At 49.1% G+C, this 12,773-nt stretch carries 13 protein-coding genes and 1 pseudogene; 9 read left to right on the forward strand and 5 right to left on the reverse strand.

The annotated features are described in order from the left end of the window. The first annotated feature begins 22 nt into the window (after positions 1 to 22). The 6 genes and pseudogenes from GO003_RS12065 (at position 23) to GO003_RS12090 (ending at position 5,982) form a co-directional block, all read left to right on the forward strand. Positions 23 to 271, forward strand: a complete 249-nt coding sequence (locus GO003_RS12065; protein ID WP_159654892.1) for a UPF0175 family protein — start codon at positions 23 to 25, stop codon at positions 269 to 271. Continuing rightward, positions 264 to 758, forward strand: a complete 495-nt coding sequence (locus GO003_RS12070; protein ID WP_159654894.1) for a DUF3368 domain-containing protein — start codon at positions 264 to 266, stop codon at positions 756 to 758. Before GO003_RS12065 ends, GO003_RS12070 begins: the two co-directional genes overlap by 8 nt. 86 nt (positions 759 to 844) lie before the next feature. Further along, on the forward strand, positions 845 to 1,345 hold the full coding sequence (locus GO003_RS12075) for a 5'-nucleotidase (RefSeq protein WP_159654896.1): 501 nt from the start codon (positions 845 to 847) through the stop codon (positions 1,343 to 1,345). 3 nt (positions 1,346 to 1,348) lie between these two features. Beyond that, positions 1,349 to 4,087: a DEAD/DEAH box helicase gene (locus GO003_RS12080; protein ID WP_206444630.1), complete on the forward strand. Its 2,739-nt coding sequence runs from the start codon at positions 1,349 to 1,351 to the stop codon at positions 4,085 to 4,087. Positions 4,088 to 4,162: 75 nt separating this feature from the next. Next, positions 4,163 to 4,750, forward strand: a complete 588-nt coding sequence (locus GO003_RS12085) for a hypothetical protein (protein WP_159654898.1) — start codon at positions 4,163 to 4,165, stop codon at positions 4,748 to 4,750. 268 nt (positions 4,751 to 5,018) lie between these two features. After that, a pseudogene (locus tag GO003_RS12090) lies at positions 5,019 to 5,982 on the forward strand (IS5 family transposase). A 242-nt stretch (positions 5,983 to 6,224) separates the two neighbouring features. Here the strand turns inward: GO003_RS12090 and GO003_RS12095 are convergent. Beyond that, a complete protein-coding gene (locus tag GO003_RS12095) occupies positions 6,225 to 6,620 on the reverse strand; it encodes a hypothetical protein (protein ID WP_159654900.1) in 396 nt (131 codons plus the stop codon). Between the two features lie 172 nt (positions 6,621 to 6,792). Here GO003_RS12095 and GO003_RS12100 point away from each other — a divergent pair, with 172 nt between their 5' ends. From GO003_RS12100 to GO003_RS12110, 3 genes are all read left to right on the forward strand, one after another. Continuing rightward, the gene (locus GO003_RS12100) at positions 6,793 to 7,044 is read left to right on the forward strand and encodes a thioredoxin domain-containing protein (RefSeq protein ID WP_159654902.1); all 252 of its coding nucleotides are present in this window, start codon (positions 6,793 to 6,795) and stop codon (positions 7,042 to 7,044) included. Between the two features lie 9 nt (positions 7,045 to 7,053). After that, positions 7,054 to 7,263, forward strand: a complete 210-nt coding sequence (locus GO003_RS12105; protein ID WP_331001662.1) for a DsbA family protein — start codon at positions 7,054 to 7,056, stop codon at positions 7,261 to 7,263. A gap of 238 nt (positions 7,264 to 7,501) precedes the next feature. Beyond that, positions 7,502 to 8,380: a hypothetical protein gene (locus tag GO003_RS12110; protein ID WP_159654906.1), complete on the forward strand. Its 879-nt coding sequence runs from the start codon at positions 7,502 to 7,504 to the stop codon at positions 8,378 to 8,380. Between the two features lie 457 nt (positions 8,381 to 8,837). Here the strand turns inward: GO003_RS12110 and radC are convergent, their stop codons facing one another. The 4 genes from radC to GO003_RS12130 form a co-directional block, all read right to left on the reverse strand. Continuing rightward, complete coding sequence (gene radC, locus GO003_RS12115) at positions 8,838 to 9,311, reverse strand: RadC family protein (RefSeq protein ID WP_159654908.1); 474 nt, start codon at positions 9,309 to 9,311, stop codon at positions 8,838 to 8,840. A 250-nt stretch (positions 9,312 to 9,561) separates the two neighbouring features. After that, positions 9,562 to 10,491, reverse strand: coding sequence for a recombination directionality factor (locus tag GO003_RS12120; RefSeq protein WP_159654910.1), 930 nt, complete (start codon positions 10,489 to 10,491; stop codon positions 9,562 to 9,564). Positions 10,492 to 10,600: 109 nt separating this feature from the next. Continuing rightward, positions 10,601 to 11,617 (reverse strand): YqaJ viral recombinase family nuclease, encoded by a 1,017-nt coding sequence (locus GO003_RS12125; protein ID WP_231088964.1) that lies wholly within the window; start codon positions 11,615 to 11,617, stop codon positions 10,601 to 10,603. Positions 11,618 to 11,794: 177 nt separating this feature from the next. Beyond that, entirely contained in the window at positions 11,795 to 12,763 is a 969-nt protein-coding gene (locus GO003_RS12130; protein WP_159658925.1) for a DUF932 domain-containing protein, read from the reverse strand. Positions 12,764 to 12,773 lie beyond the last annotated feature (10 nt).

Consider the following 12,773-nt stretch of genomic DNA (forward strand, 5'->3'; position numbering starts at 1 on the left):
TAATCTTTATTGGAGAGCCAAGATGCAACTGATCGTTAATTATCCCGAACAATTACCCGATGCCCTGCAACAATCGCCGTCGCAGTTCGAGCATGAGGCCAAGATGGCGATGGCGGTGAAACTGTATGAAATGAAGCGCATTTCCAGCGGTATGGCCGCCGTGTTGGTGGGCATGGAACGGGTGGAGTTTTTGCTGGATTTACACCGTTACGGTGTGGCTGCTATTGATTTGAGCGAGGATGAATTGCTGGCGGATATGAGCAATGCCTGATACCAAGGAAATTGTCATCAACACCACGCCCATCCTGTCGTTGATCGCGGCGACCGGCACATTGGACATGCTGCCGTTGTTGTATAGCCGGGTGTGGGTGCCTTGGGAAGTGTGTCGGGAAATCCACGTTGGCGGCGCCGATGGTTTTGCGGTGAGCGAATTTCAACAGGCCGATTGGTTATTCAAACAAAATCAGCCTGTCTCCCTTCCGCCCTTGTTGCGAAACTCTTTAGATGCCGGAGAAGCGGCTGTCATTCAGTTGGCTTTGCAGGAAGGCATTCCTTTGGTCGCGATTGATGAGAGCGTCGGCCGCCGTTTTGCGCGCTTATCCGGTCTTACGTTGACCGGATCGATTGGCATTTTGTTGAAAGCCAAGAGTCTGGGTTATCCTGTCAAGATTGCGGATGCCGTGCAGCGGATGCGGCAACGGGGTATTTGGTTGAGCGATAAGGTTGTGGATTTTGCTTTGCGTGAAGCGGGCGAGTGAGTGAGTATTAGTTGCAGGGATCAGTGAATGAAACAACAAACAGTTTGCAATCAAGTATTGGCGATTAAATTTTCATCGGGGGCCCAATGAATCAGGCGTTGAACGATGATGTTTGGAAACGCCGAGGCATCAGCATTTTGTGGGATGGCGACACTCTGGGGCATTTGCAAGCGACCGATAAGGTCATCAGTTTGCGGCGATTTTTTGAATTTTACGAAACCAATTGGCCGGAAGACGAGATTCCGTTTATCAATAACGACGCGCTGATGGTTGCTGGCCTGGATGTGATGATCGATGCGCTGGAACCGGATGAAGCGGTTGACTGGGTGGAACAGCAGGTCTATAGCAAAATTCAAAGCTTTCAATCCTGTTTTGATCGCTGTGCTTTGATTTTTTGGATGGCGGATAAAAGCCGCTGGAAAGAGAATGCCGGTGAAATCAGTTACGACTGGTGGTTGAGCGGTAAATATAAAGATCAAACCTTTCCGATCGGACGCTGTATCTGGAACGGAGCGCAAAACGGCGTGAGGCGCATTGAGTCGCAACAAGGGCAATGGCTCGGTCTTTATCACCCGCGAATTTCGTAAATCATGATGCAGATAAAACCCGGTGATCGCGTCAAGCACGCGGCTTTTGGCCAAGGCGTTGTCATTAGCCTGGCAGATGGTTACGCGCGCGTATTTTTTGCCGATGGTGAGCGGCAAGTTCCGTTACCGGCGCTGGAACCGGTTTTAGGCCGTAATGAAACCGTCGTAACTTATGCGCGTGGCGGCGAACAACGGGCGATAAAGGCTTGGTTATGTTGGAAAGCGCATGAATTGCCGTTATTGGATAGCGCCAGTTCGTTAACCTCTGCAAAAATCGATCTGCTGCCGCATCAGGTGGTTTTGACTCATCATGTCGCTACCTCGATGCCGCGCCGGTTTTTGATCGCGGATGAAGTGGGGCTGGGTAAAACAATTGAAACCGCGTTGATCCTTCGAGAATTAGCCAGCCGGGGTGAATTAGGACGGGCTTTGATGGTGGTGCCTGCCGGTTTGGTAAATAACTGGCATCGCGAGTTAAACGAAGTCTTTAATTTAAACTTCGAAATCTTTGGCCGCGAAGGCGATGTCAGCGACCGACGAACCAACGCGTTTGCCAAGCACAATTTGCTGATTGCCAGCATTGACACCCTCAAGCGGGCCGAACGAATCAAAAAGTTATTGGATGCCCCAATGTGGGATTTGGTGGTGTTTGATGAGGCGCATCATTTAACGGCCTATAAACAGGGCAATAAAATCAGGAAGACCCAGAATTACAAACTGGCGGAAACCCTGCGTGACCATAGCCGCGATTTAATTCTGCTTTCCGCAACGCCGCACCAAGGGGATCATTTCCGTTTCTGGAAATTGATTCAGCTTTTAGACCCTATTCTGTTCGAAGACGAAGTTGAAATGCTGGAGCATCGTCATCGGTTAAATTCCGTGGTGATTCGGCGTACCAAGGCGGATGCCTGTCGCGCTGATGGCTCGACGCTGTTTGCTCGGCGTTGGGTTCATACCGAAGCGTTTGTCATGTCCGATGCGGAGCGGCTGTTTTATCAAGCGTTGAACGAATACCTGCGTGATGGTTTTGCGCTGGCCAAGAAGATGGGCGGCAAAGGTCGGGCGCTGGGCTTCGTTATGACCATTTTCCAAAAAATCGCCGCTTCAAGCTTTGCCGCTGTGTATCGTACCTTGCGCCGCAGGTTATTGGCGCTAACGATCCATGAAGGTCTGATGCATGATCTGAATTTGGATATTGAAGCAAGGGACCAAGCTTTTCGGGAAGCCAAGGAAATTATCCGCGTTGACTTTGGTTTGAGTAATGAGCGTATCGATGACCTTGAAGTCGATCGTATCCTCAGTGATGCCAAGCTGAAAGTATTGAAGAAACTCGATGAAGACGAACTAGCATTGGCATCCGACGAATACAGCGATGAGGTCGAAACCGCTGCGGCTGAAGAGATGGCGATGAATGTGATTGCTGTCGCCTTGCCGGAAGAAAGGTTGCGTATTAAAGAATTGCTGCAATTTTTTCCGGAGAGCCAGGAAACCAAGGTCGATAAATTGATTGGGGCGTTGGGTGTATTGTGGGAACAGAATCTTGAAGAGCGAGTCGTCATTTTTGCCACCTATTTGGGGACGGTGGAAATGCTCAGCGAGCGCATAGACGCTGCTTATCCAGACCAAGGAATTGTGGTATTAAAGGGTGGTGACCATGGCAGTAAGGTCGCCGCCGAGAAGCGATTTAAACAAGCCAACGGGCCGCGGGTTATGATTTGCACCGCTGCTGGCCGCGAAGGGATCAATCTCCAGCATGCGCGTATCTTGTTTAATTTTGATTTGCCGTGGAACCCGATGGATGTCGAGCAACGGATTGGCCGAATTCATCGCTACGGCCAACGCGATACGGCGCAGGTTTATAACCTGGTGTTGGGTGATACCATCGAAGGCCGGATTTATCTGTTGCTGGATGACAAGCTGAAGGAAATTGCGTTGACGCTGGGCAAAGTCGATGAGCGCGGCAACGTGGCGGAAGATTTGCGCTCGCAAATATTGGGTCAATTGTCGGAGCGTATCAAATACCAGGAGTTATACGCAGAAGCCTTGCAAGACCCTGAATTAAAGCGTACCCGGTTAGAATTGGATGCCGCGATGCGGAATGCCAGCCAAGCGCGGGATGTCGTTTTTGAGTTATTCCAGGATTTGGAACGCTTTAGTTTGGATGACTATGCGCCGTTATCGAAGGTCAGCGAGAGCATGGACGAGTTGGTTGATTTCATCGTTAAGGCATGCGACCAGGATAGTTACAAATTCACGCGAGTTGATGATGTTCACTATGAATTGCGGGACGACAAAAATCAGCTAATGGCTCAGTTCACGGTAGACAGAGATAAGGCGAATGAATCCGAACATTTGCATCTGGTTGGCTTGGATCACCCTTTTATTGAAACGCTTTTAAGACGTTACCGGCAGCTTCCTGCTGAAGAAATTGGTATTGCGGTCAAGGCTAACGGAACCAATGGTGTTTTGTCGATTTGGGAAATAGAAACCCATAACGACAAGGGGCATGATGTTCATTCAATATTAAAACTCGCAGTTGATCAGAATGGGAACCGGCTGCCGATTGTGGAAAAGCATGCGGAAGCCTATTTTCAAAAACCAGCGAATGATGCTTCCGAGAATAACCTGGCGTTACTGCCCAAATTAGAGACTGTTGTTGAGCGGGAACTTAAGTTTCGGGGGATCGTAAAAGAAGGACAACCGTATTCGGCTAGTTTAGTTGGGTGGTTGGATGTTTCTTAAACTGGGCGGACGAGTTGGACTCTTGGGCGGCTTGTTCCGTGTTACTTGAAAGGACTGATTTGAACCGCAAAAAAAATGGCAATAATCCATCACGATGTTCATCCCCATTTAAACTACTTTCTTTGCCTGGAATTAGACATTCTTGGGATTTCTCGCTGGATCGAGTTTTCACCGGACAACGAAAGTGTTTATTCGATTGAGTTAGCGCGACTGCTCATGACTGCCGCTTCAGAGGCAGATGTTTTAGCGAAGGGGCTATGCCGTATTATTGATGCTACTCGCAGTGCCGGTAGCATCAATGCATATCAATCGGTTTTATGTGAAGCTTTTCCTACATTACCGGATTCGTTGGTTGAAATTCCGCGCTTTGGACTGGAATTTCGTCCTTGGTCAAATTGGCACGAACCAGATTCTCCTCCTGATTGGTGGACAGGCAATAACAAAGTCAAACACCACAGAGCTGAACACTTTAAACAAGCTAACCTGAAGAATGTTCTGAATGCCAGCGCAGGGTTGCTGGTATTATTAATTTTATATCACCGCTCTCAAGGAAATACGCATTTTCCGCAGTTGAATCTATTTCGACCAAGAAGTTTCGCGAGTCAAGATGGTCATTCGTTTTATATCGCTATTCCGGACGGGGCTACTGTTACCTGGGAATGAGAAATATGCTATTTCATGATTTTCGTAAAGAGATGCTCCTGGCATTTTGGACAGCAATTGTCACCAGATTCAAGCCCTTCCCATTGGACCCCACACATGATGTTAGATCCCTTTTTTGATGCGACGTTATGCTGTAAAAAATCAGTGAGGTTTCTCGATAAGTTTGTGTAGGGATCTTTGAAACAGGATCGAGTTAAGGAAGCGCTGAATAAATCCCCCGCCAGGAGATGAGATAATAGCCTCTATCTGATCGTACCGAGACAAGCCGATGAATACCCCCACCCAAACCAGTTTTGCCGAACTTGAATATGCCAGCAAAAAACGCCAAACCCGGCGGGAAAAATTTCTGGCGGAAATGGCGCAACTGGTGCCATGGACGTTACTGTTGGCCCAACTCGAGCCGCATTATCCGAAGAGTGGCCGCCGTGGCTGGCAGCCGATGGCCCTGAATCGCATGCTCCGTATCTACTGCATGCAACAATGGTTCAGCTACTCGGACCGACAAATGGAAGATGCGCTGTATGAAATCGACAGCATTCGGCGTTTTGCCGGTTTTGGTAGCGTCACCGAAGCGCTGCCGGACGAAACCACGATTCTCAACTTCCGTCACTGGCTGGAGAAGCACAAGTTGACGGAGGTGCTGCTATCGACGGTCAACGACCACCTGAAAAACCAAGGCCTGTTGGCCTCCAAGGGCACGATGGTCGATGCCACGATTATTCACGCACCCAGCTCGACCAAGAATCAGGATCAAACACGCGATCCGGACATGCATCAAACCAAGAAAGGTAACCAGTGGTATTTCGGGATGAAAATCCACGTCGGCGCCGACGTCAATTCAGGGGCCGTACACAGCGTAACGGTGACTGCGGCCAACACGGCTGACATCGAGGAATTACCCAAGCTGCTCCGCGAAGACGATCAAGTCATCTTTGCCGACGCCGGCTACACCAGCGATGATTATAAAAAAAGGCTCGCGGCATCTGGGTTTGAGTTGGTGCGTCAACGACAAACGCAAGCCCGGCAAAAACCTATCGAGCAGCCAGCGTAAGCGCAACCGCAAATACTCGTCGGTCAGAGCCCGTGTCGAATACATTTTTAGGATCATCAAGTGCCAGTTCGGCTTTCGCAAGACTCGCTACCGAGGCTTGGAGAAGAACACCGCCCAGGTGAACTGGCTGGTGGGTTTGGCCAATTTGTATCTGCTGCGCCGCCAGTTGATGGCGGCCTAGGCCGAAATCCGTCTACCGTGCGCCGAAACACAGTAGACGGGAATAAAAACGCATGAACTGGGGCTATTTGAACGATCCGTAAACGCATTTTTGTAAAAAATTACGCTTGGGTCGCAAGGCGGGCTTGCAGTTTGATTTGTTCAGCGCTTCCTTAATGATCTTTTGGCAAATATACAAACCCACTGTCAGATATGATCCGGACAAATGTAACGTACTGGCCTAAACCAGTACGTTACTTGTGTTTAAAAATTCATCGCATCGAATTCAGATGGGTAGCTAGGATTGGCTTTCTCGATCTCCAGTTGATAGCGATTAAAGCGTTCACCGGGTTGCTTACCAAAAAACTTAATAAGGATTGAGTCGCCCACTTCAGCCTGTTTACGTTTCATGCCTTCCTGTAACCAACCACTTAAAAAAGCCGAGGCGAGTTCACCTGTATCAGCGAGTTTCACGGTTACTGTATGTTGCTCGCCGTACACAGGGTGCTCAAAGCTATGGACGCCATTAATAGTGCCCAAAATATCGCCATCTCGTTCAAAATTCCAGTGCCTAGCCTTGTCGTTTGAGCTTCCATTCGCTTCACCGTTGGCAATCGCTCTTAATCGTGCGAATTTATCTTTTGGATTATTTGTAGACATACTATGTTCCTAAATCAATTAATAAATGAAACGCATAAGCTGGTTCGTATGCAGATGAATAACTAATGCGTGGAAAGATATTCTCTCCATATGATATGCAAAGTTAGTCACTGTGATTTTCATTGCTGATAGTGTGAGTTATTGATTTTTCAATAAAATAACGGATCAACCCATGCCGGCTGAGATGCAAGTGAAGTTAAAGGGAATTTGGCAGAAGATTCAGCAAACCTTACCTGGCACTGCATTCAATTTCGATTTTTGGACAGTATGCACACCACGCCGATCCACGTATGCTGCCTGCCGCGCTGTCATTGCGGCACGAAATCAAGATTTTAGTAAGGAAGAGGCTATGATCTTAGCGATACAGCAGGCTTATTATTTAGACGCCAAAAATCCAGCCGATTTGTCCACGCTGTTTGAGTAGGCATCGGATATTGGATTAGATCACGAATGCTTTGAAGCAGACATGAAAAGCTCAGCCGACAACCAAGCGCTCATGCAGGAAATTAAACTCACTCAAACACTGAATGTAAAAGGTTTTCCAACGCTGCTTCTGGAAAATGGAGGCCTAGTTACCGCAATTGCGCATGAATACAACAATGCCAACAACGCACTGCTCCAGATTAAGCAACTTAGCCAGTGAAACAATTTTCGACTAGGATATGTAACTGGTTAAGATGTGTACGAGGTTTCAAAGGTGGCTAACGACCCCAAGCAGCCGATGAAGATTGATTTGAAAAGACAAGAAAAGGCAGATAGGCTGCCATTCAAAATGTAGGTGCGATTAGCTTGTGTAATCGTACATTTCGAAGTCAACATTCCTCCAATTAAGCTATCGCTAATCGGAGCGGGCTTAAAATATTCAAAAGTTTTGGTGATTAATGGAAGTTAATATTCAATTGGAAGATTTGATAAGGGAAGTACAAAGAAAACTGGGTAGGAACGTTATTTTGTTCCAGCAGATTGAACACATGTTGAAATATATGCTGATACATCAAGATATTAAATTTTTCCGTGCCCAAGGAGAAATGAAATCAAATCTGCAAGAGCGAAAAAATACCTTTGTCAACCAGACTCTTGGAAACGTTGCAAAACATTTTGTAGAAAATAGTTTTACAACTTATGAGCAAGGTGATGATAATAGTGTTTCTGATGAAGCTTCAAAATGCGTGATGTCTTTTACAAGAGGTCCGATGCTTTGTGATGAGGATTTTTATAATCAAAGAAAGTATGCACTCACCGCACTGATAGCAGAACGAAATGAATTGATTCATCATTTTTTACCAAAATGGAACTTTGGCAATTATGAAAGTGCAAAGGCTGCCGAGCAATATTTAGATCAGCAAAGGGAAAGGGTTTTTCCAGAGTTTGAACTTATCAAATCTATTACTGAGAGTTTTCAGGAAGCTGGGAAGCAACTATCAGAGTATTTGACAACTGATGAGGGGTGGAAAGAACTTGAGCTCTCACCATTAAGGGATAGTCGTCATATCGCTTGGCTAGTAGTATTTGCAATTAAAAGAAAGCGTGATAATGGATGGGCCGTATTGGATGCTGCTCGTGTTTTTGTTCATCAAAATGTTGATGAAAGTTGGCTGGCGGATGAGTTGATTTGGATAAAAAAAAGACATGGATGTAAAACACTTAGGGAAATTGCTGAAAAATCAGAATATTTTGAGATTTTGGAGGAGGCAACCAATAAGGGTGGAGTTCGAATTCTCTATCGAGTCAAACCAGGTCTGGAATTCGATATTCAGTAATAGTTTAACGTAGCTGTATTGTGAACAGCTGATATTTGGAGAAGTTGCCGATAAAATCGGTTACCCTGCGCGAATATTGATTGACAACAAACCTTGGTCAGCCCGGATGATGTAAACAGCGTGCACCGCATCGTTCGCGATTGGTGCGGTTCGTAAACTCACCACAGCCTCCGCCTGCTTTTGGCTTGAAATTTGCCACCGGCACTTTTTTTCATCTGGCGAATATTGGCCGTACGTAGTTACGCGGTCATAATGACAATTTGTTCGCCTAATACCGAACAGTCAAGTGAGTCAGGGTTAACTAACTAAATTGGAAAGTTACCCGGGCCGACCAGTTTTGGCTTTCTCGATTAGAGTGGTCATGCTGGTTTCGCTCAAAAAAAAGAAAAAACCTCCATCAGGGTATTTCCCTGATGGAGTGAAAATGACAGGCCCAAACTCCGTGATTAGGGTCCCCTCACAACAAGCCGTGCTCGGCAAAGGAATAGACGGTTTCCCCGACGACGAAATGATCGAGTACGCGGATGTCGACCAAGGCCAAGGCCGCTTTGAGTTTGTCGGTAATCACTTTGTCTGCTTGACTGGGTTCGCTGATGCCTGACGGGTGATTGTGCGCCATGATCAAGGCCGCCGCGTTATGCTGAAGAGCGGCTTTGACCACTTCGCGCGGGTATACGCTAGCCCCGTCAAGGGTCCCTCTGAATAATTCTTCGCAGGCAATGAGTCGGTGCTGGTTGTCTAAAAACAAACACAGGAACACTTCGTGTTTGAACGGTGCCAGTTTTAATTTGATACAGTCCTTGGCTTTATCCGGACTGGTCAAGGGTTCGCCTTTGCTGAAACAGCGGTTGTATATTTGGATAGCTTCGAAGATCACATCGTCTTCATCTGCCACTCGGTACCGATTATTGGCGCCTCGAAGGTATAACATGGGTTTTCTCCCGTGATTATGAAAGCCCGAACAACGCCTTTTCCCATCCGGGAAAAGGCGTTGTTCCGGTAGGGTTGTTAAAAAATAATTGAAACATTTCCCGCATTTCCGTTAAGAGACGGCTGTGATGGGATCGGGATTAAAAGTCGTCGATGACGAGAGATGCAGGATGGCGGGTCTTAGTCAAAGAGGACGAGCGTTCCACGGATAGGCAGAACTCAAGCCACCGAGTCAGTAAAACAACGCGGCGTTACCGCGCGTTAGGGATTGGCAAAGTTAGCGTGGGTAACTCAGGTGTTTGCAACTGCCGAGCTTTCGTCTCCAGTTGGGTGGCTAAAGAGGGCCTTGGCATTGACTGGACAGCGCTGGCTTCAGTCGGCTCTTCCGGAAAAAACTCTTCGACGACCGTCGAACCGTCCTCTTCATTGTCCTCAAACGCGCCATTACCAAAGCCCACGCGTGCGGCCTGATCCAGCGCGGTTTGATCGAAGCCTGACACGTGGCGTTGTTCTTCGATCTGCTTCGCGGCGTGGATCGCCTCTTCAATGCTTTGATCGCCGCGTAAGGTAATGTCAACATAATAGATCGCCGAGCCATGGCTTTGTCGGGTGGTTTTGCCGCGCAATTTCAATTCCAGCGGCAGGCACGACAGCCGATTGCCGGAAAGGGCCTTGAAGTATTGCAAGCGAGCGGTTAAGGTGCGGATACTGTTGAAACCGGTCGTCCGGAAGATAAAGCTTCCTAACGGATCGTCATCGCCAATCAATACATTTAAACGGCCATAGGGTTTGCAGGCACCGGCTTGGGCCAGGCCGCACCCTTCCGGTGCCGGACACGGCAGACAGACAATACCCTCATCTGTTTTGCGCCGACAGGTTTCCCCGTTACCGACGCACAATGGCCGACCGGTTTTTCGATCGAACAAGCTGTATTCGGCCCGAAAGTTTAAATCCGGCTCGTTAAACAGCAAGCGAATCGGTATGCTGCGAATTTTACCGCCTTGCTGGGTGCGCAAAGTGCTGTCAAAGGGGTGCGCTATCCAGCCGTCTCTGCCTTGTAACTGAATGGTGAGGGTAAATTGATCTTCTTTCATCGGTAAGCGCATACCGTCCTTTTCGACGATCTTGCCGATAGAAATCCGGCCAAGGACTGGCGGGGAAATGACTAAACCTTTTAACATGATGAACTCCTGTGCGTGTTGACGCTAAACAGCAAACATACCGTCCTGAACCGGGATCTCTCCCCGTTCAGGGCGGTGGTATGTTGGTTTGGGTTGTTGCGTTGACGGGCTAGTCGGCGGTTTGCACGAGGAAACGCCGGCTGCCGGTTTTGGTGGTGGCATACTGCTGTAACAGGGTCGGTTGCTCTTTGAGCAGACGGGGGGTGTCCAAGACGACGCTGTCCTTGGCTTTCTTCCAGGTCACCGAGCCGGTTTCAAAGGTGGCTTTGCTGGCATCGCCAATGGCTTGCTGCAAGGTTTGCTTGAACAGGGCTTCTTGCTGTTCCAATTCCGCCAGGCTTTGCCGGACATTGACTAAATCGGCGAAGGTCGCCGAAAGTGGAACGTCCTGACTGAAATCCAGGGTTGCGCCACTGTCGTGCGGATACAAACAGCGCAAGGCTAAATCCGCCGATTCCGAACCGTCTGCTGGCGGTGGTGTATCGGTTTCCACGTAATGCCAAAAGCGTTGTTCCAGTTGAATCAACCGCGCGATCAAGGCCTCGTCACGGTGGATGCGATGGATTTCCAGGGCTTGACCGCCGAGCAATACCGCGACATCCGCCGTGGCTTTACCGGTGACGGCTAATTGATGCTGTACCTGTAACTGCACGTATTCCGGTACCCCGTCCCGCCATAACCGAGCTCCGTTAATACCGGCAGTTTTACATTCCAGGATGTGTACCTCGTCACAACCTACCACTTCGCGGTCGATATTAGCCAGCATCCAAAACAAGTGGGGATGCGGGTGCTGCAGTACGGCATTGATACGGCGGACCTTGTGTCCGGTTCGTTGCCGGTAATGCGCCGCCACAATCGGTTCTAACAGATTGCCCCAGTAGGTGGGACTGGTTTCATCGTGTGGATCGATTTTCGGCAGATTGTCATCGCGGCCGGTTTTCTCCAGCCACAGTTCCAGCTGTGATTGGTAAGGATTTAAGCCGACGGCTGCAGCGGCGTCGGAACTGCCAATACCGCGTTTTCTGATGGCCAGCCAGTCTTCGCGCGGCATATCTTTGGTTTTAACCAGACGCAAGGCGGGTTTGGCCTTCTGGATAGGTGTGATTTGTAAAGCGGTTTCGGTCATGGTGACCTCCTGAGTGGTTAAGTAAAATAGCTTGAAAGACAAAATGCACGGACTAACAGACACAAAAACGCCCGGTCAGCCCTAAAGCTGACCAGGCGTTTTGTCAGGGGTGGGTGTTAAGGTGTGAGCGTTATGCCATGAGCGTTATGTCAGGGTTAAAGCGTGAGTCCCTCTGGATTAAGCGGCCAGCTTTAAGGCCGCCTCCAGGGCTTTGTGCTTGATAGTCGCGCCTTGGCCGAACCAGGCGGAATCCATGCGGCTCTCGGTACTGCGCGCCCGTTTTTCATGGTCAACATACTCGGTGACTGCATTGAGCAAGCCCCAGGCGGTGCCTTTGGCCGACTCCAGATCGGCACCGTGGCCCTGACCTTCGTACAGGCTTTGCACTTTTTTGAGTGCCCGTTCGTTACTCAAGGCCACCGGCTCGCCATTCACGGACGGCGATTCGCACAGCACACGCAAAAAGTAGTTCATCGCTTCATGCGATTTTACTTTGCGCTCTGCCAGTGTGCGCATCCGGTACATGAAGGACTCCCATTGCGAGACCGCCACGCCCAATTGCTGTTTAACGGCTTGGGCATCGAACTTGGTGCTGTGCGGTACCTTGATCGCTTGCGTTGCGCCATTGATCGCGATGGTCAAGGTGTTGTTACAAACTACCCTAATGGTCGTGGGCGTCGCTGTGGTCGCTAACGTGCCGTCACAGGAGGTGGCCAACAGCAGATAGCCATAGACCTGATCGCTGCCTTTCAGACTGGCGGCTTGTCCGGTCTTGGCCAAAGCCCAGAACTTCTTACCGCCTTTCAACACACCGGCAGTTTCCAGTTCGTAACCGGCAATCTCGGTTAAGTCCCTATAAAACTCTAACACCTCGCGGGGTTGCACAATTTGATAACGATTAGATACCACCGACAAAGCCTGCTTGGTATCGGACCGGTACAACACCTTTTGGTCCGCAAAGGTATGGATCGTGCCGAGGTGACCAACCTGATCGGCCATGAAGCGAACTTCGGATTCTTGAATTTGCCAGTCCATACCGGCTTGTTTGGCCCAGACTTCCAGGGGCTGTTGGGGGGCGAGTAGATTGCCCAGGCCATGCCAGGGCATTTGGCCGACATAGGCCATTTGTTCCAGTAAATGTGCCATGATTCATCTC

This window comes from Methylicorpusculum oleiharenae, assembly GCF_009828925.2.
GTDB lineage: Bacteria > Pseudomonadota > Gammaproteobacteria > Methylococcales > Methylomonadaceae > Methylicorpusculum > Methylicorpusculum oleiharenae.

What these genes read in the sequence shown, in the direction of transcription:
- GO003_RS12065 (WP_159654892.1), top strand. Translation starts at nt 23, where the DNA reads ATGCAACTGATCGTTAATTATCCCGAACAATTACCCGATGCCCTGCAA.
- GO003_RS12070 (WP_159654894.1), top strand. Translation starts at nt 264, where the DNA reads ATGCCTGATACCAAGGAAATTGTCATCAACACCACGCCCATCCTGTCG.
- GO003_RS12075 (WP_159654896.1), top strand. Translation starts at nt 845, where the DNA reads ATGAATCAGGCGTTGAACGATGATGTTTGGAAACGCCGAGGCATCAGC.
- GO003_RS12080 (WP_206444630.1), top strand. Translation starts at nt 1,349, where the DNA reads ATGATGCAGATAAAACCCGGTGATCGCGTCAAGCACGCGGCTTTTGGC.
- GO003_RS12085 (WP_159654898.1), top strand. Translation starts at nt 4,163, where the DNA reads ATGGCAATAATCCATCACGATGTTCATCCCCATTTAAACTACTTTCTT.
- GO003_RS12095 (WP_159654900.1), bottom strand. Translation starts at nt 6,620, where the DNA reads ATGTCTACAAATAATCCAAAAGATAAATTCGCACGATTAAGAGCGATT.
- GO003_RS12100 (WP_159654902.1), top strand. Translation starts at nt 6,793, where the DNA reads ATGCCGGCTGAGATGCAAGTGAAGTTAAAGGGAATTTGGCAGAAGATT.
- GO003_RS12110 (WP_159654906.1), top strand. Translation starts at nt 7,502, where the DNA reads ATGGAAGTTAATATTCAATTGGAAGATTTGATAAGGGAAGTACAAAGA.
- radC (WP_159654908.1), bottom strand. Translation starts at nt 9,311, where the DNA reads ATGTTATACCTTCGAGGCGCCAATAATCGGTACCGAGTGGCAGATGAA.
- GO003_RS12120 (WP_159654910.1), bottom strand. Translation starts at nt 10,491, where the DNA reads ATGTTAAAAGGTTTAGTCATTTCCCCGCCAGTCCTTGGCCGGATTTCT.
- GO003_RS12125 (WP_231088964.1), bottom strand. Translation starts at nt 11,617, where the DNA reads ATGACCGAAACCGCTTTACAAATCACACCTATCCAGAAGGCCAAACCC.
- GO003_RS12130 (WP_159658925.1), bottom strand. Translation starts at nt 12,763, where the DNA reads ATGGCACATTTACTGGAACAAATGGCCTATGTCGGCCAAATGCCCTGG.